General features: G+C 61.1%; 17 protein-coding genes and 2 tRNA genes. 7 read left to right on the top strand and 12 right to left on the bottom strand.

What is annotated here, in order from left to right:
* Positions 1 to 2: 2 nt before the first annotated feature.
* The 6 genes from LG281_RS15660 to LG281_RS15635 form a co-directional block, all read right to left on the bottom strand.
* Positions 3 to 923, bottom strand: a complete 921-nt coding sequence (locus LG281_RS15660; RefSeq protein ID WP_404402306.1) for an ABC transporter permease — start codon at positions 921 to 923, stop codon at positions 3 to 5.
* The gene (locus tag LG281_RS15655; RefSeq protein ID WP_404402304.1) at positions 923 to 1,846 is read right to left on the bottom strand and encodes an ABC transporter permease subunit; all 924 of its coding nucleotides are present in this window, start codon (positions 1,844 to 1,846) and stop codon (positions 923 to 925) included. The genes LG281_RS15660 and LG281_RS15655 overlap by 1 nt, the downstream gene beginning before the upstream one ends.
* 102 nt (positions 1,847 to 1,948) lie before the next feature.
* Positions 1,949 to 3,541 (bottom strand): peptide ABC transporter substrate-binding protein, encoded by a 1,593-nt coding sequence (locus LG281_RS15650; protein WP_404402302.1) that lies wholly within the window; start codon positions 3,539 to 3,541, stop codon positions 1,949 to 1,951.
* 169 nt (positions 3,542 to 3,710) lie between these two features.
* Positions 3,711 to 4,991 carry an acetyl-CoA C-acetyltransferase gene (locus LG281_RS15645; protein ID WP_404402300.1) on the bottom strand — a complete coding sequence of 427 codons (1,281 nt, stop codon included), beginning with the start codon at positions 4,989 to 4,991 and terminating at the stop codon, positions 3,711 to 3,713.
* 1 nt (position 4,992) lies between these two features.
* Positions 4,993 to 6,969: a 3-hydroxyacyl-CoA dehydrogenase NAD-binding domain-containing protein gene (locus LG281_RS15640; protein WP_404402298.1), complete on the bottom strand. Its 1,977-nt coding sequence runs from the start codon at positions 6,967 to 6,969 to the stop codon at positions 4,993 to 4,995.
* A gap of 62 nt (positions 6,970 to 7,031) precedes the next feature.
* Entirely contained in the window at positions 7,032 to 9,515 is a 2,484-nt protein-coding gene (locus tag LG281_RS15635; RefSeq protein WP_404402296.1) for an acyl-CoA dehydrogenase, read from the bottom strand.
* Between the two features lie 350 nt (positions 9,516 to 9,865).
* On the opposite strand from LG281_RS15635, the gene LG281_RS15630 reads away from it, so the two are divergent.
* Together LG281_RS15630 and LG281_RS15625 are read left to right on the top strand one after the other, a co-directional pair.
* Positions 9,866 to 11,575, top strand: coding sequence for an AMP-binding protein (locus LG281_RS15630; RefSeq protein ID WP_404402294.1), 1,710 nt, complete (start codon positions 9,866 to 9,868; stop codon positions 11,573 to 11,575).
* 13 nt (positions 11,576 to 11,588) lie between these two features.
* Positions 11,589 to 11,987 carry a MerR family DNA-binding transcriptional regulator gene (locus LG281_RS15625; protein WP_404402292.1) on the top strand — a complete coding sequence of 133 codons (399 nt, stop codon included), beginning with the start codon at positions 11,589 to 11,591 and terminating at the stop codon, positions 11,985 to 11,987.
* 3 nt (positions 11,988 to 11,990) lie between these two features.
* Here the strand turns inward: LG281_RS15625 and LG281_RS15620 are convergent, their stop codons facing one another.
* Both LG281_RS15620 and LG281_RS15615 read right to left on the bottom strand, forming a co-directional pair.
* A complete protein-coding gene (locus LG281_RS15620; RefSeq protein ID WP_404402290.1) occupies positions 11,991 to 14,204 on the bottom strand; it encodes an EAL domain-containing protein in 2,214 nt (737 codons plus the stop codon).
* 151 nt (positions 14,205 to 14,355) lie between these two features.
* Complete coding sequence (locus LG281_RS15615) at positions 14,356 to 15,852, bottom strand: aldehyde dehydrogenase family protein (RefSeq protein ID WP_404406788.1); 1,497 nt, start codon at positions 15,850 to 15,852, stop codon at positions 14,356 to 14,358.
* 117 nt (positions 15,853 to 15,969) lie between these two features.
* Between LG281_RS15615 and LG281_RS15610 the strand changes: the two genes are divergently transcribed.
* Positions 15,970 to 16,605: a hypothetical protein gene (locus LG281_RS15610; protein WP_404402288.1), complete on the top strand. Its 636-nt coding sequence runs from the start codon at positions 15,970 to 15,972 to the stop codon at positions 16,603 to 16,605.
* Between the two features lie 5 nt (positions 16,606 to 16,610).
* Here LG281_RS15610 and LG281_RS15605 read toward each other — a convergent pair.
* From LG281_RS15605 to cpdR, 3 genes are all read right to left on the bottom strand, one after another.
* Positions 16,611 to 16,685: transfer RNA gene (locus LG281_RS15605), tRNA-Val, on the bottom strand.
* A 56-nt stretch (positions 16,686 to 16,741) separates the two neighbouring features.
* A tRNA-Val gene (locus tag LG281_RS15600) sits at positions 16,742 to 16,816 on the bottom strand.
* A gap of 104 nt (positions 16,817 to 16,920) precedes the next feature.
* Entirely contained in the window at positions 16,921 to 17,280 is a 360-nt protein-coding gene (gene cpdR / locus LG281_RS15595; protein WP_304622653.1) for a cell cycle two-component system response regulator CpdR, read from the bottom strand.
* Between the two features lie 217 nt (positions 17,281 to 17,497).
* Here cpdR and LG281_RS15590 point away from each other — a divergent pair, with 217 nt between their 5' ends.
* Positions 17,498 to 18,379 carry an N-formylglutamate amidohydrolase gene (locus tag LG281_RS15590; RefSeq protein ID WP_404402286.1) on the top strand — a complete coding sequence of 294 codons (882 nt, stop codon included), beginning with the start codon at positions 17,498 to 17,500 and terminating at the stop codon, positions 18,377 to 18,379.
* 326 nt (positions 18,380 to 18,705) lie between these two features.
* Positions 18,706 to 19,521: a histidinol-phosphatase gene (hisN, locus tag LG281_RS15585; RefSeq protein ID WP_404402284.1), complete on the top strand. Its 816-nt coding sequence runs from the start codon at positions 18,706 to 18,708 to the stop codon at positions 19,519 to 19,521.
* A gap of 2 nt (positions 19,522 to 19,523) precedes the next feature.
* Here hisN and LG281_RS15580 read toward each other — a convergent pair whose 3' ends face one another.
* A complete protein-coding gene (locus LG281_RS15580; RefSeq protein WP_404402282.1) occupies positions 19,524 to 20,498 on the bottom strand; it encodes an alpha/beta fold hydrolase in 975 nt (324 codons plus the stop codon).
* 444 nt (positions 20,499 to 20,942) lie between these two features.
* Here LG281_RS15580 and LG281_RS15575 point away from each other — a divergent pair, with 444 nt between their 5' ends.
* Both LG281_RS15575 and gltB read left to right on the top strand, forming a co-directional pair.
* Positions 20,943 to 21,401, top strand: coding sequence for an Hsp20 family protein (locus LG281_RS15575; RefSeq protein WP_404402280.1), 459 nt, complete (start codon positions 20,943 to 20,945; stop codon positions 21,399 to 21,401).
* Between the two features lie 709 nt (positions 21,402 to 22,110).
* Positions 22,111 to 26,829, top strand: a complete 4,719-nt coding sequence (gene gltB / locus LG281_RS15570; protein WP_404402278.1) for a glutamate synthase large subunit — start codon at positions 22,111 to 22,113, stop codon at positions 26,827 to 26,829.
* Positions 26,830 to 26,838 lie beyond the last annotated feature (9 nt).

Raw genomic sequence — 26,838 nt, 5'->3', positions numbered from 1 at the left:
CGTTAGCGGTCCTTTGGATCGAGTGCGTCACGCAGGCCGTCACCGATATAGGTGAGGCACAAGAGCATCGTGACCAGAACGATTGCCGGGAAAATCAATAGCCACGGCATCACCTCGGCCACCGGTCCGCCATTGGAAATCAGCGTACCGAGCGAAGTGAGCGGCTCCTGTACACCGAGCCCGATATATGAAAGGAAACTCTCGGTCAGAATGATTTCAGGAACAGTCAGCGTCGCGTAAATCACCACCGGACCGGTGAGGTTGGGCACGATATGACGCATGATGATGGCGAACGGCTTGGCACCCCCCGCTCGCGCCGCTTCGATGAACTCGCGTTCCTTGAGCGACAGCGTCTGCCCGCGCACGATCCGCGCCATCGTGAGCCATTCGAGTGCACCAATGCCGATGAACAAAAGGATCGGCGAGCGCCCGAAGATCACAACGAGGATGATGACGAACAGGATATAGGGCAACGCGTACATGATGTCGACGAAGCGCATCATGACCGAATCCACCCGACCACCGAAATACCCGGCCACCGCGCCATAGACGACGCCGATGAAGACCGAAACCACGGTCGCGACCGCGGCAACGGTCAGACTCATCTGCGTGCCTTGCAGCAGGCGCGCAAGAAGATCGCGCCCGTTCTGGTCCGTCCCCAGGAAATGGCCTTTGGCAAAATCGGGCGGCTTGCGGATCGCGGTCCAATCGACCTCCCCGACGCCCCAGGGCACGAAATAGGGTCCGACGAACGCGATAAGAATGATCGCGGCCAGAACGAAGATCGAAACCATCGCAGCCTTGTTCTTGGAAAGCCGGCGCAGCGCGTCTTGGGTGAGCGACCGCCCCTTGGGCGCGTCGAGCTGCTCAAGCTTGTCCGCATATGCGGACAGCGTGGTGTCTTTACCAGTCAGTCCGGGCATCAGCGGTACCTCACTTTGGGATCGATCCACGCGTAGACGATATCGACCAGAAGATTGAGAATGAGGATGAGAACCACATAGAAAATCGTCGTGCCGAGCACGAGCCCGTAGTCACGGTTGAGTGCTGCGTTGATAAAGTAACGCCCGATACCCGGCAGGCCGAAGACCTGTTCGACCACCAGCGAACCGGTAAGCAGATAGCTCAATCCCGGCCCGAGATAGGACACCACCGGAATAAGCGCGGGCTTGATCGCATGCCGCGCGAGAATGAGCCTCTCGCCAATACCCTTGGACTTGGCCGTCCGGATATAATTGGTGCCCAACACCTCGATCATCGAGCCGCGCATCAGGCGCGAAATACGCGCCGCGTGCGGCCACGAGAGCACAAGGACGGGCATGATGAGATGCGGAATCGAAAAGCCCGGCCAACCGCCCGCCGGCAACCAGCCCAGATGCACCCCAACCCCAAGCTGCAAGAGTGCTGCCATCAGGAAGTTGGGAATGATCACGCCGATCATGACGGCAAAAACGAGGACATAATCCGGCCACTGGTTCTGTTTAACCGCCGCAACGATGCCCGCAATGATCCCGACTGCCGTGGCCAGCACGAACGCGGTCATGCCCAGCATGAGCGTAAACGGTAGACCGATGGCCAGAAGCTGGCTGACCGAGAAGTCGTACGACGACATCGACGGGCCAAAATCGCCCTGCAGGACACCGGAGACGTAAATCCAGTATTGCTCCCAAAGCGGCTTATCGAGGTTGTAATGCGCCAGCACGTTCTGCAGCACGGCCGGCGGTAGAGGTCGTTCGCGGTCGAACGGCCCGCCCGGTGCGGCGCGCATGACGATAAAACAGAGCGTAATCGCGATAAACGCGATAGGGAGCGCCGACAGGATCCGGCGCAGCACATAGTTGATCATGGTGAGGTACCGATCTTCTCACGTAACGGCGCGGGCCCCTGCCGCTGTCCGTTAAGGCGCGGGGGCCGCGGAGAGTATCCGCGGCCCCGGCTGGGTTTGCTCTTAGTCTTCCGACATGGACAGCCAGCGCGTACGGTGGATGTCCTTGGCGTTGTCTTCGAACCCTTCGATATCGGGGGAGACGACGTTCTTGGAGACATAATAGTAGATCGGGAAGGCCGCGGTTTCGTCCATCGCGATCTCTTCGGCCTCACGCAGCACTTCGGCGCGCTCATCCATGTCGAGGATGGTGGCACTGTCGCGGAGGAGTTGGTCGAACTCTGCGTTGTTGTAGCGGCCGTAGTTGTAGATGATGTCCGAACGCAGCAGTTCGAGCATGTTGATGGGGTCGTTATAGTCCATCAGCCAGCCCGCGCGGCCCACACCGTCGAAGTCGTTATTCTGAAGCGCGTCGTAGTGCACGGCGACTTCGGAGTTGAACAGTTCGACATTGATGTGCAACGGCTCCCACATCGCAGCGATAGCCACAGCGATACGCTGGTGGTTTTCGTTGGTGTTGTACTTGAGCTGCAGGTTGAGCGGATTATCTTCCGAATAACCGGCCTCTTCCATCATCTGGACAGCCTGCGCGACGCGCTCGCCATAGTCCATGTCCGCCCATTCGGGCTGATATTCGTCGAAGTCGTAATTCGCGGTCCCCGGCGGCACCCAGCCATAGGCCGGCAATTCGCCGGTGCCCAGGATATCCGGACCGATCACTTCGCGGTTGATCGCCATGGACATGGCTTCACGCACATTCGGATCGGCAAGCTCTTCCTTGTTGTGGTTGATCACGTAGTAGTAGAGCCCAAGGAACGGAGCCACATGGGCCTCGCCCGGATACTGATCCTGCAGGAGCTGGTACTGGTCGGTCGGGAAGTCCGTAAGGATATCGAATTCCCCGGCGCGGTAGCGCTGCAGTGCGGCCGAAATATCGTCCATCGAATAGTACATGACTTCTTCGATATCGACGTTGTCGGCGTCGTGGAACGTTTCGCTCTTGACCGCCTTGATGTGGCTATTGGGCACCCATTCGGTAATGCTGTATGCGCCGTTGCCGACAATATTTTCAGGCTGGATCCAATCCTCGCCCAGTTCTTCGACCAGATGCATCGGCACCGGATAGGCGGTGTAGTGCGTCAGCGCGTCGAGGAAATACGGGGTCGGCGCTTCGAGCGTGAACGCGATCGTCTTGTCGTCGATCACTTCGATGCCAAGTTCGTCGACATCCATCTCACCGGCGTTGACCGCTTCTGCGTTCTTGATCGGATACTGCAGATAGGCATAGTCCGCCGCCATTTCGGGCGAAAGCAGACGCTTGAAGGCGTATTCGAAGTCCTGCGCCGTCACCGGCTCGCCATCGCTCCACACCGCATCGTCGCGGATCGTGAAGGTGTAGGTCAGACCGTCTTCGGAAATTTCGTAGGATTCTGCCTGGCCCAGGATCGGTTCGGCACCGATGTCCTCAGTCATCAGGCCTTCGAGGTAGTCGCCTACGATCCGGTTTTCCCAGTCGCCGGAAACCCGGTGCGGGTCGAGCGAAGCGGGCTCGCCACCATTGAACATGTGCAGGGTTTCCGCCGAAGCGGTACCGGCCATGGCGACAGCCATAAGCCCGGCGAGGACGCCCCCTTTTAGGACGTTCGTAAGATACATGATGATCATCTCCTTATTGTGGACGAATGATGTTTCCAGCCCTGGCCGCTCTCTGTTTTTGATGAAATGGAGCAGCTCAAAAGTGCAGGAAGGGAGAATATCATTCCCCCATTCCCTAGGATCGGGAGCCTATCCTTGCTCAAACGGCTTTGACAAGCACTGATTGACGTTATCGTTCAACCAGTGCCGTCACCCCCATCCCGCCGGCGGTGCAGACAGAGATCAGCGCGCGGTTTTTCTCTTTTATGTTGAGTAGCTTAGCGGTCATCCCGAGAATGCGGGCACCGGTTGCCGCGAAGGGGTGTCCATAGGCCAGAGAAGACCCGTTGACGTTGATTTTGTCCACAGGAATATGACCCAGCGGTTCGTCGCGATCCAGCACGGTCCGGTTGTACTCAGGGTCTTCCCATGCTCTGAGCGAGCATAAGACTTGCGCGGCGAACGCTTCATGAAGCTCGAACAGGTCGATGTCGGAAAACCCGATTCCCGCCCGGCGTAGAAGGTCCGATACCGCGATGGTCGGTGCCATCAAAAGCCCGTCGCCATGCGCGAAATCATTGGCCGAAACCGCCCCCATGGTGAGATAGGCGAGGATGGGAAGTCCTCGTTCTTTCGCCCAGTCCTCACTGGCCAGCAACACTGATGCCGCCCCATCGGTCAGTGGCGTCGAGTTGGCCGCCGTCAACGTGCCCTTGCCCGAGCGCTTGTCGAACGCCGGCTTCATCGTGGCCATCTTCTCGAGGCTCGTATCGGGCCGCACGTTGTTGTCCTTGACGATCCCCGCGCACGGCACCAGAAGATCGTCATGGAACCCTTCCTCATACGCCCGTGCAGCGTTGTGGTGGCTTCGAAGCGCCACCTCGTCCTGCTCCTCGCGGGAAAGCCCCCATTCCTTGGCCATCAATTCGCAGTGCTCGCCCATCGAGAGCCCCGTGCGCGGCTCCTGCGTCGAAGGCGCAATCGGCGTGATCTCGCCGAAATTGAACCCCTTGAACGCCGCGAATTTCTCGCCCGTCGTCCTGGCTCGCGACAGCGCGATCATGCGCTTCTGCATCTTCGGCCCGAGCACTACAGGGCTATCCGAAACCGTATCCGACCCCGCTGCGATGCCGCTGTCGATCTCGCCCGTGGCGATCTTGGCCCCGAGCGTCAGCGCCGCCTGCAATGAGGTGCCACACGCGATCTGCATCGTCGTGCCCGGCGTAAACGGCGACAACCCCGCATCGAGCAAGGCTTCGCGTGCAAGGTTGAAGTCCTTCGAATGCGAGATGACCGCCCCGGCCATCACCTCGCCGACACGCTCACCCTTGAGCCCATATTTATCCGCCAGCCCGCCGATGGCCGCCGAAAGCATGGAGAGGTTCGTCTCGTTCTCATAACCTGTATACGCCCGGCAGAACGGGATGCGGGCACTGCCGACGATGGCGACTCTACGCAATTCCTGGGTCATTCTAAGCCTTTCCGTCCTGACGTGCCTTGAGCGGACCTCCGAGGAACGGAGCGAACCCCGTCCCCAAGATCATGCCGATATCCGCATGATCCGCATCGGCCACGACGCCTTCGGAGACGATAATTTCGGTTGTATCGACCAGCGGCTGGACCAGATCGCGTCCCAGCCCGGCGAGATTGCCGTGCGGCGGCGCTTTCGCCTTCTGCGCCTTGCCGTTCTCCCAGCGGTAGAAGCCCTGCCCCGTCTTGCGCCCGAGCTTGCCTTCGGCGACGAGCCTGGCGAACCGGCTCTCTTCGGAGACCTCCTGCCCCAGCTCGCGCGCCACCGAAGCGCCGACGTCGAGCCCGACGGTATCCATCAGTTCAATCGGCCCCATCGGCATCCCGAACGCCACGGCTGCAGCATCGAGCTGCTCTGGGCTTTCCCCCTTCTCGACCCGCTCGACGGCGGCGAGCATATAGGGCATCAACGCCCGATTGACGAGGAAGCCAGGCGCGGACTTGACGACCACCGGGCTCTTGCCGATGGCGAGCACGAACGAGCACCCCACCCGGATCGACGCCTCGTCATTGAGCTTGGATTGAATCACCTCGACAAGCGGCAGTTGCGCCACCGGGTTGAAGAAGTGCAGCCCGATCAATCTCGCCGGGTTCTCCAACCCCTCGGCGATCCGCTCAAGTTCGATGGACGAGGTATTCGTCGCCATGATCGCGCCGGGCTTCAAGCGCTTCTCGGCTGTCTCGAAAATCTCGCGCTTGACCTCGAGCTTTTCGACAACCGCCTCGATCAGCACATCGCAGCGCGGAATGCCCTTGCCCTCGACATCCGCCTCCAGCCGGCTCATCGCCGCGTCGACCGCCTGCTTGGCCTTGAGCCGCTTCTTAAAGAGCGTCTTGGCCCGATCGAGCGCCGGCTTGATCCGGTCCATATCCATGTCCTGCAGCGTCACCGCCAGCCCGCGCAGCGCGCACCAGGCGGCGATATCGCCCCCCATCACGCCCGCGCCCACGACATGCACGCGCGAGAACTGCGGCTTGGGCTTGGCGCCCTGCTTCTTGAGCGCTTCGGAGAGGAAAAACACGCGCCGCAAATTCTGCGCCGTATCCGAGCCCATCAGCGGCACAAAGGCATCGATTTCCGCCCTGATCATCGCCTTGGGATTGTCCCCGTGTTTCTCGAAAAGATCGATCAGCGTGAACGGTGCCGGATAATGGCTCTTGTTGACCTTCTTGGCCGTCTCATCGCGCATCTTGTCGGCGACCCGGCCCTTCAACGGCCCCATCGCCATGGCGCGTTTAGAAAACGGTGCCGGGGACGCCTTGCGCTTCTGCAAGATCGCCTTACGCGCCTCCCAGCGCAGATTGTCCGGATGCCGTACGAGCTTGTCGACGAGGTTCATCCTTTTGGCTTGGCTCGCCCGCAAATTCCGCCCGGTCAGCATCAATTGCATCGCATCGATAGGCCCAGCCTGCCGGATCGAACGCCCCGTCCCGCCGAACCCTGGAAAAATCCCCAGCTTCACCTCGGGGAAACCAATCTTGGTTGCTTCGGAGTTCACCGCGATCCGGTAGTGGCACGCCAGCGCCAATTCCAGCCCGCCGCCTACGCAGAACCCATTGATCCCGGTAACGAACGGCACCTTCAAATCCTCGATCCGCTGGAACACCGCATGCGTACGCTTGAGCGCTTCGGGCAGGATCGCAGGATCGCTCATCTGGTCGAACTCGGAAATGTCCGCCCCGGCGACGAATCCGCCCGGCTTGCCCGAAAGCAGCGCCACTCCGGCAATGTCGCCGGAACTGGCGAGCCCCTCGATATGTCCAACAATCTCCTCAAGCTCGGCGATCACTTCGCGACTCAGGACATTGACCGAATTGCCCTCGACATCGAGCGTCAGCCACCCGATCCCTTCGACATCGGTTTCAAAGTGCCAGTGCTTGGTAGCCGGTGGCGATTTGGAGCTATCCGATTGCGCCAAGGCACGATCCTCCATCAATTGTTTTTGCTGTGGCTCGCCGGAATGGGCGGCGTAACGGCTGCCTATTGGGCAGCCGTTGTGATTTCAGTTTGATGACCGGCTTGCGGTCTCGCGAGCGCATCGAAGTCGAAATCGTCGACCCGGATCACGCGGTCGGTCGCTTCGTCCGCAATCCGCATGATTTCGGCCTCCTCGGGCGTCAGAATGCCCTTTTCGACAGCATCCGCAATCGCATCGCGGTCGAGCCGCCGGTCGATCTCACCTTTCTTGAGCGCGCGGAAGAACTTCTTTTCGATCTCCGCAGCCGCTTCAACCTTGGCGAGCGCATCTTCGAGAAGCCCCGTCCGGTCGTCGGGGTCGAACGAGACGTAGACCCCGCGTGTCAACCGGTCGCGAAGCGCCGACTGCCCTAGCACCGACCGCGCCAGCCGGAAATTCTCCCGGTCCCGCGAAGGCCGCGCACGCCGTCCGAAGGGGAAGATCAGTACCGAAAGCGCAAACCGGAACAGAGGGTTGGGGAAATTGTCGATCACCCCGCCCAGCGCCTCCTCGATCCCGGCGATCCGGTCGCGGGCAATTGCGTCGACAATCGCAATGTCCTCCGGCATACGCCCATCGTCCTCAAAGCGCTTCAAGGCCGTCGACAAGAGGTACAGCTCGGAAAAGGCGTCCGCCATCCGGCCCGACAGCATCTGCTTGCGCTTGAGATCCCCACCCAGAAAGATGACCGTCCAGTCCGCAGCCAACGCAAAGCTTTGCGCGTACCGGTGTACCTGCCGATACCAGCGCTTGAGTTCGTGCCGGACCGGCGAAGACGCAAACCGGCCGCCCGTGACGTTGTGGAAGAACGTCGCGGTCTTGTTCCGCAGCATGAACCCGACATGGCCGGCAAACGCCCTGTCGAACGCCTTGAGGCCACGCTGCCTGTCGCTATCTTGTGCAGCACGCACTTCAGCGAGAAGGTAAGGATGCGCGCGAAGCGCCCCTTGCGCGAACGTGATCAGCGTCCGGGTGAGGATGTTCGCCCCCTCCACGGTGATCGCCACCGGGATGGTCTGATAACCAGAGAACAGATAGTTCGACGGCCCATCCTGCACCGCGCGCCCGCCATGGATATCCATCGCGTCGTCCACCCGGTGCCGCATCTCATCGGTCGTGCGATATTTGAGCGCCGCGGAAATCACTGCGGGCTTCTGTCCATCGTCGACCATCGCCGCAGTCATCGCCCGGCTCGCTTCGAACTGGTAGGCGGATTTGACCAGCCGCGCCATTCCTTCAGCGACGCCTTCCATCATCCCGATGGAAATGCCGAACTGCCGCCGGATGCGCGCATAGGCCGAAGTGGTCCGTAGCGCACCCTTGATCGAAACCGTCCCGATTGCTGGCAGCGAAATCGCCCGCCCCGTCGAGAGGCATTCCATCAGCATCCGCCAGCCCTGCCCGGCATATTCGGGGCCACCGATGAGGAAATCCATCGGCACGAACACATCCTTGCCCGAGGTCGGCCCGTTCATGAAGGCCGCGCGCGCCGGCAAATGCCGCCGCCCGATCTCGACCCCGGGATAATCCGCCGGCACGAGCGCCAGCGTGATCCCCACGTCCTCGCCCTTGCCCAGGTGATTGTCCGGGTCGTGCAGGTTGAACGCCAACCCCAGAAGCGTCGCCACCGGCGCGAGCGTAATGTACCGCTTGTCCCACGAGAGCCGGACGCCCAGCACTTCCTTGCCCTCATAGGTACCGTAGCAGACCACACCTACGTCCCGCATCCCGGCGGCATCGGACCCCGCATGCGGCCCGGTCAGCGCAAAGCACGGGACTTCCTGCCCGCGCGCCAGCCGCCCCAGATATTTCTCCTGCTGCTCCGGCGTGCCGTATTTCTCCAGGAGTTCGCCCGGCCCCAGCGAATTGGGCACCATCACGGTAATTCCCGCCGCTATGGAGCGTGACGCAATCTTGGAAACAACCTGGGATTGCGCCTGCGCCGAAAACCCTAGCCCGCCATGCTCCTTGCCGATGAGCATCCCGAGGAACCCCTTGTCCTTGAGGAACTGCCAGACCTCGGGGGGCATATCCATGCGGTTGTGGCGCGTATCCCAGTCGTCGATCATCGTGCAGACTTCCTCGCACGGTCCGTCGAGGAATGCCTGCTCCTCTTCGGTCAGAACCGGCTTGCGGATGTCGAAAAGCTTGTCCCAATCCGGCTGTCCCGAGAAAATCTCAGCGTCCCACCCAACAGTCCCCGCATCGAGCGCTTCTTGTTCCGTGCGCGAAATCTTCGGCAGGATCTTCTTGACCATCCCATAGGCGGGGCCGGTCAGAACAAACCGCCGTATCGGTGGCAGAGCCAGAAGTCCCAGGGCAACCGCCGGCAGCAGCGCAAACACCCAGCCTGCGATGTTGCTTGAAAACGCCAGCCCGGTTTCGGGCCGCAGCATCGCCAGAACCCCGATCGCGAGCGCTGCCAACGCCCATTGCCAAAGCGCTGCTTGCCGGATTGCAAGCACGAAGAACAGGGCAACGCCCAGTGCAACAAGGATCCAGGCCATGATGAGGTCTCCTCAATCGCTATGCCGGCGCGCGCCGTCCCACGCCGCTAATACCGCCAGAATACACCTAAGGACGTTAACGTCAACCTGTTACCCTATGCGACATCAGATGATTGCCAAATTGTAAACCGCCGGCCGAAGTGCAACGCTGCGCCATACCCATCCGTTGCATCATAGTGTCCCGCTTCCATTTTGGATGAATGGGCTCAATAGGCAACGTCATGAAGCAAAGCGGCGCCTCATGGCGCCAAATCGCCATAAAGGCAGCTCGTCAATTAATTGACGCTTACGTCATGCTGTGCGAAAATCGATCCCCAAATGGGCCAAAGGCCCCGGAGGAGAACATCGACATGACCCAGGCTGTACCGCATGACCTGCCCCGCCCTTGGGAGAAGTCCTACCCCGAAGACATCAAATGGGACGTAGAGATCGCTACCGAGCCGGTGCACATGCAATTACAGGCATCCTGCGCTCGCATGGGGGATGCGACCGCGATCGACTTTCTGGGAGCGACAACCAGCTTTTCCTCCCTTTGGAGACAGATCGAGGCATTCGCCGGAGCACTGCAAAGCGAGCTCGGCGTCAAAAAAGGCGACCGGGTCGCGCTCTTGATGCCGAACTGCCCAAACTACGTCATTTCCTATTATGCCGTCCTTCTGGTGGGTGGAACCGTCGTCAACTGTAACCCGCTCTACTCCTCTTCCGAGATCGGTCATATCGTTGGCAATGCCGGTGCCGAGATCATGATCACGCTCGACCTCGAACTTACGTTCTCAAACGCCCGGAAAATGGTCGAGGCAGGGCACATCAAGACGCTCGTCGTCGCCCATTTCCCGGATGCACTGCCGGGGCTGAAGCGTATTCTGTTCTCGCTCTTCAAGCGCGGCGACCTTGCTTCGCCAAAGAAATCGAGCGCCTCCGGCAGCGTTATCGACTTCGCCGAACTCATAGCGCTTGGGCGCAAGCCCGAGCCCGCTGCCATCGATCCTCACAAAGACGTCGCCGTGCAGCAATATACCGGCGGCACGACTGGCATTCCCAAAGGTGCGATGCTCAGCCACGCCAACGTTGCCGCCAATATGGATCAGATCGACAAATGGGGGTGCGGGCTTTTCTACCCCCCCTCCAAGATCGTTGCCATCCTGCCGTTCTTCCATATCTTCGCAATGACGGTATGCATGAACGTACCGCTCTGCTCGGGCGCCCAGGTTGTCATGCTCCCGCGCTTCGACCTCAAGAATTTCATGTCGCTCATGAAACGCACGCGACCCAACGTGCTGCCCGCGGTGCCCACGCTCCTGCACGCACTCGCCGTCAAGCCGGAAGTTACGCCGGACGTTCTCGCTCCGCTCGAGGTCGCGATTTCCGGCGGTGCGGCGCTCGACAGCGCAACCCGCGACGCCTTTGCCAAAAAGTCCGACGCCATCCTGGCCGAGGGTTATGGGCTGACCGAAGCCTCCCCGGTGGTCACCTGCGCCGCACTGCGCTTGCCCTCAAAGCGCGGCTCGATCGGCCTCCCTTTGCCCGGCACAGACCTGCAATTTCGGGACCTCGACGATCCCGACAAGGTACTGCCCTATGGCGAGCGCGGCGAGCTCTGCGTCAAGGGTCCGCAGGTCATGCTGGGATATTTCGATAATGAGGAGGCGACGCGCGCCGTCATGACGCCTGACGGATTCTTGCGCACCGCCGATGTCGGCTACCTCGATGAGGACGGCTACGTCTTCCTCGTTGACCGCATCAAGGACCTGATCCTGTGCTCGGGCTTCAACGTCTATCCGCGTTCCATCGAAGATGCGATTTATACCCATAACGCCGTCGATGAAACCTCGGTCATCGGCGTAAAGGACGACTATCGTGGCGAGGCGCCGATTGCCTACGTCAAACTCAAAGAAGGGAGCACGCTGGACGAACAGACTCTGATGGCGTACCTCAAGGACCGTTTGTCGAAAATCGAGATGCCGCGCGAGATCATCTTCAGGGACGAGCTCCCCAAGACGATGGTTGGCAAGCTCTCGAAGAACGACCTGCGCGCGGACTATGACAAACACCATCAATAGGGAGACCAAAAGCATGAATCGCGTGGACGCGGAAAAGCGGGATCTGTTCGCCATTGCCGATCTCGCCAAGGAGTTCTCGATCTCCACGCGCACGATCCGGTTCTACGAATCCAAAGGCCTCCTGCAGCCGGAACGTGTTGGCGGCACCCGCGTCTTCCGCCGCCGCGACCGCGCTCGCCTGATCCTCATCCTGCGAGGCAAGCGCCTAGGGTTCTCGCTGCGCGATATCTCCGAATATCTGAGCCTCTATGACGTCGACGAAACCCGCACTGCACAGGTTCAACTGCTCATCGAAAAAGTCGATGAGCGGCTGGCTTCCTTACGCCAGCAGCGCACCGATCTCGACACGACAATCGCCGAGCTTACGGAAATCCGGGAGCTTGCCGATGAGCGGCTGAAGAGCGGGAAGTAGCCGCTAAGCCCGCTTCCGCGGCCGGCAATCCGGGCGCGCGGCCAGCCATTTCGAAAGCGCCGCGCCAGCCATCGGCTTGGCATAAAGATACCCTTGATGGACCGTACACCCCAGCGCCTCGAGGAACCGTCGCTGCGCGTCGGTCTCTATCCCTTCGGCGACCACCGCCATACCGAGACTTTGCCCGATGCGCACCACCGCGGTCACCACCGCCTGGGCGTTCGCGTCGTCCTCCAACAGGTCCATGAACCCGCGGTCGATCTTGAGTTCGTCGACCGGCAGCCGCGCCAGGAACGAAAGGCTCGAATAACCCGTACCGAAATCGTCCATTGAAAGATGAACGCCCATTTCCGTGAGACTCTCGGTGTTGGTCATCACGCTAGGGGTCCGGTCGAGCATCAGGCCTTCGGTAATCTCAAGCGTCAGGTCTCCCGGTTCTAGCCCGAATTCGGCGAGGCATTCGGCGACCTGCCCTGAGAACGTAGGATTGCGGAACTGTAAGGGGGAAATGTTGACCGAGACCATCGGCACCGCAAACCCCTCGCTCCGCCACCGGGCCAATTGCGCACAGGCGGTTCTGAGCGCCCACCGCCCCAGTGTTTCGATCACCCCGATCTCTTCAGCGATTGCGATGAACCGGTCGGGCCCAACAGTGCCGTGCACTGGATCCGTCCAGCGCGCCAGCGCCTCGATCCCGTAAAGCCGCGAGCCCGACGCATCGAACTGCGGCTGATAAGCCATCGTCAACCGGTCCTCGGCCAGTGCCGCGCGCAGCGCGTTGCCCAGCACCAGCCGGTCCTGTGTCATCGTGTTCATTGCCGGAGAAAAGAACTGATAGGTCGCCCGCCCGGCCGCCTTGGCCTCGCGCATCGCCGTGTCCCAGTTCTTTTGCAGCGTGTCGACGTCTCCACCGTCCTCGGGATAAAACGCAATTCCGACGCTCGACGAAAGCGCCACCGCGTGCCCCGAAATTGAAACCGGCTTCAAAAGCCTGTCGATGACCTCCCGCGCCGTTCGGCTCGCCGCTTCTGCATTGGCGTTGTTGAGAACGAGAAGGAATGTGTCGCCGTCGAGCCGGCACACCATGTCAGCGCTACCGGCGAGCGCAAGCAACCTCTGCCCCACCTCCGACAGCGCGATGTCGCCAGCCTCGTGTCCGAAATTGTCATTGATGTCCTTGAACCGGTCGATATCGATGCACAGAAACGCAAACCGGTGCTGCCCGAGCGGGTCCGCCGCAAGCGACCGTGCGATCCGCTCGCGCATCAGCTGCCGGTTTGGCAGCCCCGTCAGCGTATCGTAATAGGAGAGCTTGTTGATCTGCGAGCGCGCGTCATGGCGTTCGATTGCCATGGAACACAGGTGCACGCACGTCTCAACGATCGCCCGGTGCCATTCGGATGGCTCGCGCTTTTCCTTGAAATAGAAAGCAAACGTCCCCGCAACGCGTCCGTCGCGCATGACCATGGGTGAAGACCAGCACGCCTTATACCCGAGCGGCAGGAAAGCCTCCTTATAATCGGCCCATAGCGGGTCGGTTGCGATGTCGGTCACCGTAACCGGCTCCCCCCGCCACGCGGCCGTACCACAAGACCCCGCATTCGGCCCTGCGGCTGCGCCGTTGATAATCCGTGCGATATGCGGTGGCATGCTTGGCGCCGCCAGAACACGCAGACGCTTCTCGTCATCCACCGCGATGACCGAACTGATGACGTCCGGCACCAGCTCCTCGACCTGTGAACACAACATATTCATCAGCGTTTCGAGCGGCACGTCCCTCGCCATCCCTTCGAGCACCGAGCGTTGCAACTGCTGAAGCCGCTTGCTCTCGGTAATATCCGTGAGCATCGCCATCAGATACCGGAACGTGCCATCCTCGTCGTAGATCGCATCGATCTTGGCCGACACCCAAACGGTTGCACCGCTTTTGGTGTGAAGCAGAAAATCGTCCGAGAATGAGGACGTGCCGCGCTCGGCCCGCTCATGCAGGCGTGCCTCGGTTTTGGGACCGGCAAGCAGCACCCATGGATTGGTGGTTTTGACGTCCTCGATCGAATAGCCGAAAAGTTGCGTAAAGGCGGGATTGACGAAGCGCACATGGCGTCTGACGTCGGAAACCAGGATGGCGCGATCAGTACGCACCATCGCCATTTCGAAAAATTCGGCCACCTCCGAGCGGCTCCTGCCGCCGAAATCCCGTGCTGGGGTTTTGCGCATGCACCCGGTTCCCGGTCTTTTTGCCTGCAAGTCGGCATGACGGACTTGCCCTCATGCCAGTCTTGCGAGGTGACACTTAAGGGAGTCCTGACGCCGCGCGCGCAGGTTCAAAAGACTGGGATTGCGGTTAACGCCCGCTTGACCGGAGCGGCTAGATTTCGAACTTGATCCCCTGTGCCAACGGCAGTTCGGACGAGTAATTGACCGTGTTGGTCTGCCGCCGCATATAGGCCTTCCAGGCATCCGATCCGCTCTCGCGCCCGCCGCCGGTCTCCTTCTCCCCGCCGAACGCTCCGCCGATTTCCGCGCCCGAAGGCCCGATATTGACATTGGCGATCCCGCAATCGGACCCGATGGCGGAAAGAAACGTCTCGGTCTCGCGCACGTCCGTCGAAAAGATGCAGCTTGAAAGCCCCTGCGGCACATCGTTATGCAGCGCAATCGCCTCTTCGAGCGTCTTGTAGGTCATCACATAAAGGATCGGCGCAAAGGTCTCGGCCTTGACGATCTCGGTCTGCCCCGGCATCTCGACAATCGCCGGATGCACATAGACCCCGCCGTCAACGCCGTCGGCCTTGCCGCCACCGCTCACTGTCCCGCCCTGCGCCCTGGCAGCCGCGAGCGCCTTTTCCATCATCTCGAATGCGTGCACATCGATCAGCGGCCCGACCAGCACGCCCTTTTCAAGCGGATTGCCGATCGGCAGCCCCGCATAGACCTTTTTAAGCCGCCCAACGAGGTCCTCGGCAATATCCTCATGCACGATCAGCCGCCGCAAACTCGTGCAACGCTGACCGCACGTTCCGACCGCGGAAAAGACGATTGCGCGCGTCGCGTTCTCGATATCCGCCGATGGCGCCACGATCATGGCGTTGTTGCCACCCAACTCAAGGATCGCCTTGCCGAAGCGCTCGGCGACCCTGGGCCCGACAATCCGTCCCATGCGCGTCGACCCGGTCGCGGAAATCAGCGGCACGTCCTGCGATCCGGTCAGCGCCTCCCCGACCTCCGCGCCCCCGACGGCGACCTGCAGAAGCCCCTCGGGCGCATCCGCCCCGAACCGCTCGAGCGCCTTTTGGAAGATCTTTTCCACCGCCAGCGCGGTCAGGGGGGTCTTTTCCGACGGCTTCCAAATCGTTGTGTTCCCGCACACCGTCGCAAGCGCGAAATTCCACGCGAACACGGCGACGGGGAAATTGAACGCCGAAATAACCCCGGTCACCCCGAGCGGATGCCAGCTCTCGCGCATCGCATGCCCCGGCCGCTCGGACGCAATCGTCAACCCATAAAGCTGCCGCGACTGTCCCACGGCGAGATCGCAGATATCGATCATCTCCTGAACTTCGCCCAGGCCTTCCTGCAGGATTTTCCCGTTCTCGACCGTCACCAGCGCCCCGAGCGCCTCCTTGGCCGCCCGCAATTCCTCGCCAAAGAGCCGAATAAGTTCCCCCCGCCGCGGCGCGGGCACCCGACGCCAATCCGCAAAGGCGGCCTTCGCCTTCCCGATCATCGCCTCGACCTCTCCGGCCGAATGCACCTTCACATCCGCCAGATGCCCCCCATCGATCGGAGACGTAACCGCGAGCGTTCCCCCGGAAAGCTCGGCCTCGGTCAGAAAAGCAGCTTTGAGAATATCGGCATGCGCCATGATGATATGTCCTCGCATCGTTCATCCCGCCGCTTTGTTGCGGCTTATTGAATCACGAGACTATGCGAGCAGAAGCGCGTGGCCAAACGATGTTTGGTGAAGGAGGGATCAGCGAAGATGACAACTATTCTAGCTGCCCTCTACGGTTGGCAAGCGGTAGCCGCAGAGCGCATGGTGTTATCTATTGCTCCAAATGAAGGGGGAACTATGAGAAAAACCATCGCATTTACGATCTTTGTTGCTGCGTGGCTCGCGGGCGAGGCGGTTGCAGGGCCGGATGCTACCGCCAATCGCTTCTTGAATGACACGCCATCTATGATGGATTTCGGCGCATTGCGATTGGAGAACTACCTTCAGGATATCGATGGATTTGAGGAGATTGCCGTTCACTATAGCTGGGACCGAAATCGCGTCGTCATCTCTCGTGTTCTCGTACTCGACAATAGCGATCAGACAGATTTGGAAGAGAATTGCCGTTCATGGACGCAATCGTTGCGATCAGAAGCTCTTGTTTTCGAGGGGAACCTTGTTAACGGGATGGAATATTCCGAATTTGCAGAGTTCTTCGGGCACATCGGTTTCCAACGTACAATATCCGGTGTAACGGAAATCGAAGCGCTCAGGGAACTGGATCGGATGTTCTTGCTCGAAACGCGGTTCTGGCGACACGACGAGTCCGGGTGGAGCGCAACTCTAGAGATGACGTGCTTCGGAGAGCTCTTAGGAACAGGCTTTTCTGTATCCAGGGAGTGAAGAAATGGTGGGTGTGACTGGGATTGAACCAGTGACCCCTGCCGTGTGAAGGCAGTGCTCTCCCGCTGAGCTACACACCCGCCTGCCGCACCCGATACGGATAAAGAAAAGTGCGGTCGAAGGAACGGAAAAGGAATGGTGGGCGTGACTGGGATTGAACCAGTGACCCCTACGATGTCAACGTAGTGCTCTCCCGCTGAGCTACACGCCCGTTCCTTTGAACGCCGGCCCGTTGGACCCGCGCGGTGATCGGGGATAGACCACAAAAAACGCGCCCCGGTCAAGCCTCAAAAATCGAAAATAGCGGTCCAGCGTTCAAGCCGCGAGAAGCCGCTCGACCTCGCCCACCAGATCGCGCAGATGGAAGGGTTTCGAGAGCACAGAAGCCCCCTTGGGCGCTTCACTGTCGGGGTTGAGCGCGACCGCGGCGAACCCGGTGATGAACATCACCTTGAGATCGGGATCGAGTTCCGTCGCGCGCCGCGCCAGTTCGATCCCGTCCATCTCCGGCATCACAATGTCGGACAACAATAATGTGAACGGCTCCTCGCGCAAACGCTCATAGGCCGACTTCCCGTTGTCGAAGGCAACCACGTCATACCCTGCGTTCTTGAGCGCGCGGGTCAAAAACCGCCGCATGTCGGAGTCGTCTTCGGCCAAGAGGATCCGGTGCATCGTCATTACTGGAGCTTCCCTTCGGGATGTTCGCCCTGATGATTCGCATGTTGGCCGGAACCTATACCCAAGACAATATCGGCCGCATAGGGATTCACCGTTCCGTTGGTTACTGCAGATGGTTACCCGCACACGTGTAATGGTGGACAATTCCCCGGCCAACGGGCAAACTTGCCAGCGAGGGGTGCGGGACGGATTCGAACCAAAAGGACTGGGTGTGCGTAGCGATTTTCACGATAGGCCGGCTTTCGAAACCATCCGACCCCGCCGCCAGATCGCGCCGCTCGTTCTCAACTCCTCGCATTCGGGCCGCGATTATCCGGCGCGCTTCCTCGCGCTTTCAAAGCTCGATGAGACCACAATCCGCCAGTCCGAAGACGCGTATGTCGACGAGCTCTTCGCCCGCGCGCCGCATATGGGCATCCCCATGCTTCGCGCGCATTTCCCGCGCGCCTATCTCGATATCAACCGCGAGCCCTACGAGCTCGACCCGCGCATGTTCCGCGACAAGCTCCCCGAGCATTTCAACACGACCTCCCCGCGCATCGCCGCGGGACTGGGCACCATAGCGCGCATCGTCTCGGAAAACCGCCCCATCTATCGCGAACTTTTGACCCTCGAAGACGCCGCGATGCGCATCGAGGGCATCTACCGGCCCTACCACAAGACCCTGCAAGGCCTACTGACCGAAACCATGAACCGCTTCGGCGTCGCGGTCCTGATCGACTGCCACTCCATGCCGCGCCTGCATCGGGGCAACGACCGCACGGCCCCCGACATCGTCTTGGGAGACCGCTACGGCACCACCTGCGCCCCAGCGATCATGGACCTCGTTGAAACCGTCTTTTCAAGCGCCGGACTGAAGGTCGCCCGCAACCGCCCCTATGCCGGCGGACATACCACCCGCACCTATGGCCGGCCGCAATACGGTATGCACTGCCTGCAAATCGAGATCAGCCGTCATCTCTACATGCACGAGCTGACACTTGTACGCCATTCGGGCTTCTCGCCCATGCAGAAGCTCGCCACCAGCCTCGTTTCCGCGCTGGCCGGCTTCGACTATACGTCCGTCGCCCGCACGCAAGCCGCGGCGGAATAAGAGCCTGATCCAATATTCGATCGGATTCCAAACGACAATTCTTTTGATAGGAAAAAGAGTGGGCCGCTCAGAGCGGCCCCAGTCAAGGGAGGAAACGTTGGCAATTCTCACCTTCGAGAGAAGACTCGACGAATTGCCAAACCATCATGCAATATCGTGCTTGAACCTTTTTGGTAAAAAGCGCAAGCCGCTTGGCACGAATGTGTATGCAATCCGCGACTCGTGTTGCAAAAAGGAATCACTTTTGTGAACTTTTTGTTTACCTCTGAGGCAATCACGCCGGATTCCACTCGTTTCAGCCCGTTTTTTCAACCGTCTGGCAGTTCATGAAAATTTCACACGACGCAGCGCCGGGCCCCGATTCGATCCGGGCCACCATGATGGAAGCCGCCGCCGCCGCCCGCGCGCTCACGCTCTCCCACTTCCGTACGCAATTGTCTGTGGACAACAAATTGAGCACCGGCTTCGACCCCGTCACGGAGGCCGACCGCGGCGCCGAAACCGCGATTCGCGAGGTCATCCACCGCCACTTCCCCGATCACGCCATCATCGGCGAGGAGTGGGAGGACAAGACCACCGGCAGTGCCTTCACCTGGATCATCGACCCTATCGACGGCACCCGCGCCTTCATCTCCGGCGTCCCCGTTTGGGGCACGCTGATCGGTCTCACCCAAGACGGCCGCGCCATTGCCGGAATGATGGAACAACCCTTCACCGGTGAAACCTGGACCGGTATCGACGGCACATCCACCTACCGACGGGGCGAGACCGAAATCCAGCTCAAGACCAGCTCCGCGAAAAGCCTCGCGACCGCCCGTGCCACCACGACAACGCCCGAGATGTTCACCGGCCCCTATGCCGCGGGCTGGCAGGCCATCCACGAACGTGTACTGCAGATGCGCTATGGGCTCGATTGCTACGGCTACTGCCTGTTGGCCTCCGGCCACATCGATCTTGTCATAGAAGCCCGTCTAAAAGACGTCGACATCGCTCCCTTAGTCCCCATCATGGAGGGCGCTGGCGGCATCGTCACCACCTGGGACGGCGGCCGCGCCGAAAAAGGCGGCACCTGCATCGCGGCGGCAACGCCGGAGTTGCACGAGGAAGCGATGGAAGTCCTGCGCGAGGCCATGCTCGCCTGACGCTACGCGCTCTGCTCGGTCACAAACGCATCGAACGCCGCGAAAAGCTGCGCCCGGATCGCGTCGGTCTCCATGAACAATTCATGCCGTGCCCCGGGAAGCACGACATGATGCCCCGTCCGCATCCGCAATCCCAGCATCTCCGTCGCCGCCGTCGAAACCACCCGGTCGCATGCCGCTGCTGCAATAAAAACGGGTATCTTGAGGCTGGCGGGAAAGCCATACGCATCGACCTCTTCCATTGCGGTCAGTGCCGACGCGATCCAGGACACCGTCGGCGCACCGACAGCAAGCTCCGGCGCTACAGCAAGCGTCTCGACACCCCGCATATACCGCGCCCGGTCCCCGGTCAGCGGGTTCCCTTCAAACGTATCGGCACTCATCGCCCGATCTTCCTTGCGCCCCAACGGCATCCGCCCAAAGCCCAAAAACCGCGCCACGTTGAGCACTCGCCGCGTCCATGTCATCCCGAAGGGCAGTCCTTCGAGCCCAATCATGGGCGATGACAGGAACGCCCTGTCGAACATGATTCGGTCCCGCGCCGCTGCCAGCAACGCCACCAGCCCGCCGGTCGAATGTCCGACGAGGAAATAGGGTGGCGGACAGTCGGGCAGAAGAATTTGGCTATGGAAACTCGTCAGGTCCGTCCAATAGTCGTCGAAATCCTCGACATGTCCGGCGAGAGGATCGCGCGCCAACCGCTCGGACCCGCCCTGCCCGCGCAGATCGAACGTTGCCACCGCAAATCCGCGCTTCTGGAAGTCGCCGATCGTCTCGAAATATTTCTCGATGAACTCAGCGCGCCCCGGCACGAGACAAACGGTTCCCTTATGCTCGGCCCCAAGGCGCGGAAAAACCCCATAGCGCAGCCGGGCCCCGTCGGCGGTTGTGAACATGCCGGCGCGGCCACCCTCGGGCACGGGATTGGACGGGATGGGGTGGAAACGGGCGGCTGGGATATCGGCCTTGATGTTCACGGTCTGTCGGCACTCCGGCGATTTCGCCCCGGAAGGTTACGAAGAGCCGTGCGTGCTGACAAACAAAAAAGATGCACCCACCCGCGCTGGCGGACGGGTGCATCCTGATCGGCAGGCCCCATTGCGGGGGGCGGTGAATGGCGCCTGCGTCTTGTTGCGAACGCCTTTCGGCTGTTCACATGATGCTTGTCTAACCCATACCGTCTGAATGCAGTCCGAGCGGTCCATTCATTTTCCATTCATGTGCCGAACGCTCGCGCCATTTAGAGCCCAACCAAAAACCCGGACGGGTCGGCTTGACGGGTCTTGAACCACTCAAATGCCGTACCTACCTCATTGCTGTCCGCCGGATAATCCGGGGACACCGGTCCGGAGGTGGCTCGCCAAAACGGGAGATTTGCTCCGGGACGGAGACGTGATTCTTGCTTTGAAAGGAGAACACCGATGCAACGTCTCGATTTCACCCCCTTCTACCGCTCCACTGTCGGTTTCGACCGTCTGTTCTCGCGCCTCGACAATCTCGTGAGCGAGGAGGCCAAGAGCTACCCGCCCTACAACATCGAACGCACCGATGAGGACACCTACCGCGTTTCGGTTGCTGTCGCCGGGTTCGCTCCGGGCGATATCGCCGTGGAAACCAAGGAAAATAGCCTTCTGATCAAGGGCGCTCGCCCCGAAGGCACTTCGAACGGGAACCGCGAATTCCTCCATCGCGGCATTGCCGAACGCGCATTCGAGTTGCGCTTCCAGCTTGCCGAGCATGTCGAGGTCTCCGGTGCGTCCCTCGAAAACGGTCTGCTCCATATCGACCTGAAGCGCGAACTGCCCGAATCCAAGCGTCCGCGCCAGATCGATATCAAGACCTCGGACGCCAAGACGATCGAGGACAAGACCGTCAACTAAGCGCGAGTTCCCCTCTCTCGCGCCCCGAAAACCGGCGCGGTCCGCCGCGCCGGCCATATAAAAGCAACGGTTGAACGAACACGGTGCTTACTGCTTTTAGATAAGCGTTCCCTGCGGGCGCCGGCGACTCCAGCCGGTGCCCGCATGCATTCTGAAACCGGCAATCCCGTCTCTGCGGCCCCCCTTGCCCCCAATTTCCACACACCACTTGCCGGATCGGTAAAAATCTGCCAAATTCGCGCGCCAATTAGGACAGCACTATTGTCCAATATTGGAGGAATTTCCGGGCCTCTGGCGGTTGCCGGGCCCGGCAAGGACACATAAATTCAGGTGAACCTCGCGCTTTTTTATGCAAGAAGGTGCGCTTGGAGCGTTTCGGGGGAAAGTGGGCACCACTTTTCCGGTTCGGACCGGTAGGCCTGCGCAAGCGAAACGCAACCGACAAACAAATAACCGCGCTGCCCATCCGTCTCCCGGAGGCTTCGCGCGGCGTTCGCGGTCACTGCGCTGGCTTTCCAGTGCTGTCGGGACCAAAGAACGGGGCCGGTTCGGTCCGAAACAGGGGGTGGCCATTTGGATGCAGTGCTACCCATAACGTAAATATTAGGCCGCTCTCGCCGAGCCGTACAAACCAACTGTACGACCCGAGGGAGTGACCTGCCCCCGGACGGGAGAGAGCGTTTCGGGAACTTTGGCGAGGACCTTGATTATGGGCGAATTTGACAAGCGTTTGATCGACATGAGTGTTTCTGCGGCACCCGTGCGCGCGACCAAACCGGCCAACGCCGCCCGGGGCCTCTACGACCCGCGCAACGAGCACGATGCCTGCGGCATCGGCATGATTGCCAACATCAAGAACAAAAAGTCGCACGAAGTCGTGCAGAAGGGTCTCGAAATTCTCGAGAACCTCGAGCATCGTGGCGCCGTGGGCGCTGACCCGTTGATGGGCGATGGCGCGGGCATTCTCGTTCAAATCCCGCACGAATTTTTCGCAAAGACCGTCGATTTTGTTCTGCCCGAAGCAGGCGCTTACGCGCCGATCATGATCTTTTATCCCAACGATGCTGCCCTGCGGGACCGCTGCGCGGCGCTCGTGCGCAAGTGTCTCGAATCCGAGGGGCTTTCGGTGCTCGGCGAGCGCGTCGTGCCCTTCGACAATTCCGCGCTGTCCGACGGCGTCATCGCCACCCAGCCGATCATCGAGCAGATGTTCGTTTCGCGCCCCGAAGGGCTCGATCTCGACGCCTACGAGCGCAAGCTCCTGATCGCGCGCAAGGTGATCTCGAACCGCATCTATAAGGAAATCCCCGAGAGCGAGGGCGATAACGGTTTCTACATCGTCTCGATGTCCGCCCGCACGATCGTTTATAAGGGGATGTTCCTCGCCGACCAACTCGGCAAGTTCTATCTCGATCTTCACGATGAAGCCTTTGAGAGCGCCATCGCGCTCGTCCACCAGCGTTTCTCCACGAATACCTTCCCGTCCTGGAAGCTCGCGCACCCCTACCGGATGACGATCCACAACGGTGAGATCAACACCATCCGCGGCAACGTCAACTGGATGGCCGCGCGCCAGGCATCGGTCGCCTCCAAGCATTTCGGCGACGAGATCACCAAGATCTGGCCGATCTCGTACGAGGGCCAGTCCGATACCGCCTGCTTCGACAACGCGCTCGAATTTCTCGTGCGCGGCGGCTATTCGCTGCCCCACGCCGCGATGATGATGATTCCCGAAGCCTGGGCCGATAACGTCCTGATGGATGACGAGCGCAAGGCGTTCTACGAGTATCACGCCTCGCTGATGGAGCCGTGGGACGGCCCGGCCGCCATGTGCCTGTCGGACGGCCGCTACATCGCCGCAACGCTCGACCGCAACGGCCTCCGCCCTGCGCGGTACCTCATCACCCGCGAGGGCCACGTCGTCCTGGCCTCGGAATCCGGCGTGCTCGACATTCCCGACGAAGACGTCGTCGAGCGCTGGCGCCTCCAGCCCGGCCGCATGCTTCTGATCGATCTTGAGGAAGGCCGCATCGTTTCCGACGAGGAGATGAAGAAGTCCCTGACGGGCAAGCATCCCTACGCCCAGTGGCTGGCACGCACGCAGATCGTGCTCGAGGACCTGCCCGAAACTGAGCCCAAGGCCCCGCAGACCACGGAAAGCCTGCTCGATCGCATGCAGGCCTTCGGCTATACCATCGAAGACGTCAAGCACCTGATGACGCCGATGGCGACGACGGGCCAGGAAGCCGTGGGTTCGATGGGCACCGACACGCCGATTTCGGCGCTCTCGGACAAGCCCAAGCTGCTTTACACCTATTTCAAGCAGAACTTCGCGCAGGTCACGAACCCGCCCATCGACCCGATCCGCGAAGAATCGGTGATGAGCCTCGTCTCCTTCATCGGCCCGCGCCCGAACCTCTTCGATCTTGAGGGCCTCTCGACCGTCAAGCGGCTCGAAGTGCGCCAGCCCATCCTCACCAACGAGGATCTCGAAAAGATCCGCGCCATCGGTGACATGGCCGACAACCAGTTCCAGACCGTCACGCTCGACATCACCTACAACGCCGAAAAGGGCGCCGAGGGGATGGATGAGGCGCTCGATCGACTCTGCCAGCGCGCCGAGAAGGCCGTTCTGGGCGGCCATAACATCATTGTCCTCTCCGACCGGCTCGTCTCGGCCAAGCGCATCGCAATCCCGGCGCTGCTCGCAACCGCCGCCGTGCACCATCACCTCATCCGCAAGGGCCTGCGCACATCCTCGGGCCTCGTGGTGGAAACCGGCGAAGCGCGCGAAGTGCACCACTTCGCTGTCCTCGCAGGCTACGGCGCCGAGGCGATCAACCCCTATCTGGCGTTCGAAACCCTCGCGGCCATGCATGCAGAAGGCCAGTTCCCGCCCGAGGTCGACGCCACCGAGGTGATCCACCGCTACATCAAGTCGGTGGGCAAGGGTCTTTTGAAGATCATGTCCAAGATGGGCATCTCGACCTATCAGTCCTATTGCGGCGCCCAGATCTTCGACGCCGTGGGCCTGTCGACGAGCCTCGTGGACAAATTCTTCACCGGCACCGCGACGACCATCGAAGGCGTCGATCTCGCCGCAATTGCCGAGGAAACCCTGCGCCGTCACGTCCTCGCCTTCGGCGATGACTACGTCTTGCGCAAGACGCTCGATGTGGGCGGCGAATATGCTTATCGCATCCGGGGCGAGGCCCACGCGTGGGATCCCGGCATCGTCGCAAACCTCCAGCACGCCGTCCGCACCAAGGAAGACAACGCGGAATCCGCGCAGGAGCGCTATGACGCCTTCGCAAAGGCCGTCAACGGCGAGAACGAGCGCTTCCTGACGATCCGCTCCATGTTCGGCGTTAAGCCCATCGGCGACCCCATCGACATCTCGGAGGTCGAATCCGCTGAATCCATCGTCCGCCGGTTCTCCACCGGCGCGATGAGCTTCGGCTCGATCTCCCGCGAGGCCCATACTTCGCTCGCGATTGCGATGAACAGGATCGGCGGCAAGTCCAACACCGGCGAAGGCGGCGAGGAGCCCGACCGCTTCTATCCGCTCCCCGATGGTTCGATGAACCCCCAGCGCTCAGCCATCAAGCAGATCGCTTCGGGCCGTTTCGGCGTCACCACCGAATACCTCGTCAACGCCGATATGCTCCAGATCAAGGTGGCCCAGGGCGCCAAGCCCGGCGAGGGCGGCCAGCTCCCCGGCCACAAGGTCGACTGGGTGATCGCCAAGACACGCCACTCGACGCCGGGCGTCGGGCTCATATCGCCCCCGCCGCACCACGACATCTATTCGATCGAGGATCTGGCGCAGCTCATCTACGATTTGAAGAACGTCAACCCCAAGGCAGACGTCTCGGTCAAGCTCGTCTCCGAAGTCGGTGTCGGCACCGTCGCCGCCGGCGTCGCCAAGGCGCGCGCGGACCACATCACCATCTCCGGCTACGATGGCGGTACGGGCGCTTCACCGCTGACCAGCCTCAAGCACGCGGGCGGTCCGTGGGAAATCGGCCTCGCTGAAACCCACCAGACCCTCGTCCTCAACCGCTTGCGCTCGCGCGTCAAGCTCCAGGTCGACGGCGGTCTCAAGACCGGCCGCGACGTCCTCATCGGTGCACTTCTGGGTGCCGACGAATTCGGCTTCTCGACCGCCCCGCTCATCGCGGCGGGCTGCATCATGATGCGCAAGTGTCACCTCAACACCTGCCCGGTCGGCATCGCCACCCAGGACCCCGTGTTGCGCAAGCGCTTCAAGGGCACGCCCGAGCATGTCATCAACTACTTCTTCTATGTCGCCGAGGAACTGCGCGGCATCATGGCCCAGCTCGGCGCGCGGACGCTCAACGAACTCGTCGGGCGCTCGGACCTCCTCGATCAGACCAAGCTCGTCAACCACTGGAAGGCCAAAGGCCTGGATTTCTCCAAGCTCTTTTATAAGCCCGAGCCCATTGGCGGCGACACAATCTATCATTCGGAGGCCCAGAACCATCACCTCGAAGCGATCCTCGATCGCGAGCTGATCAAGAAGGCCATGCCGGCGCTCGAAAATCGCGAACCCGTCAAGTTCGACATGCCGATCCGATCGCTGAACCGTGCCACCGGCGCCATGCTCTCGGGCGAACTCGCCACCCGCTACGGCCTGAAGGGCCTGCCGGACGACACGATTTCCATCACGTTCCGCGGCACCGCCGGCCAGAGCTTCGGCGCCTTCCTCGCCAAGGGCATCAGCTTCGATCTCGTCGGCGACGCCAACGACTATGTCGGCAAGGGCCTCTCGGGCGGTCGCCTCGTCATCCGGCCCTCGGAGCAGGCAAAGATCGTTCCTGAAGAGTCCATGATCGTCGGCAACACCGTGCTCTACGGCGCGATCTCGGGCGAATGCTACTTCCGCGGCGTCGCCGGTGAACGCTTCGCCGTCCGCAACTCCGGCGCCATTGCCGTCGTCGAAGGCACGGGCGACCATGGCTGCGAGTACATGACCGGCGGCCTCGTCGTCGTCATCGGTAAAACCGGCCGCAACTTCGCGGCGGGCATGTCCGGCGGCGTCGCCTACGTTCTTGACGAAGAAGGCGATTTCGCCCGCCGCTGCAACCTCGCCATGGTCGATCTCGAGCCCGTGACCGAGGAAGAAGAGCTGATGCAGAAGCTGCACCATCACGGGGGCGACCTCGAATGGCACGGTCGCGTCGATGTCTCGGCGGACATGACCAAGCACGACGACGAGCGCCTCTACCAGCTCATCGCGAACCACCTGCACTATACCGGCTCGGACCGGGCGAAAACGATCCTCGACGATTGGGAGACCTACCGGCCCAAATTCGTCAAGGTCATGCCCGTCGAGTACCGACGGGCGATGCGGGAAATGGAAGAAAAGCGCATGGGCGGCTCCAAGCAGCGCCCGGCCGCGGAATAAGGGAGGAAA

It is taken from the genome of Pelagibacterium halotolerans (genome assembly GCF_044811015.1).
GTDB classification, from domain to species: domain Bacteria; phylum Pseudomonadota; class Alphaproteobacteria; order Rhizobiales; family Devosiaceae; genus Pelagibacterium; species Pelagibacterium halotolerans_A.
Note: the sequence above shows the minus strand (reverse complement) of the source record. Positions and strands in the feature narration are given on the sequence as shown.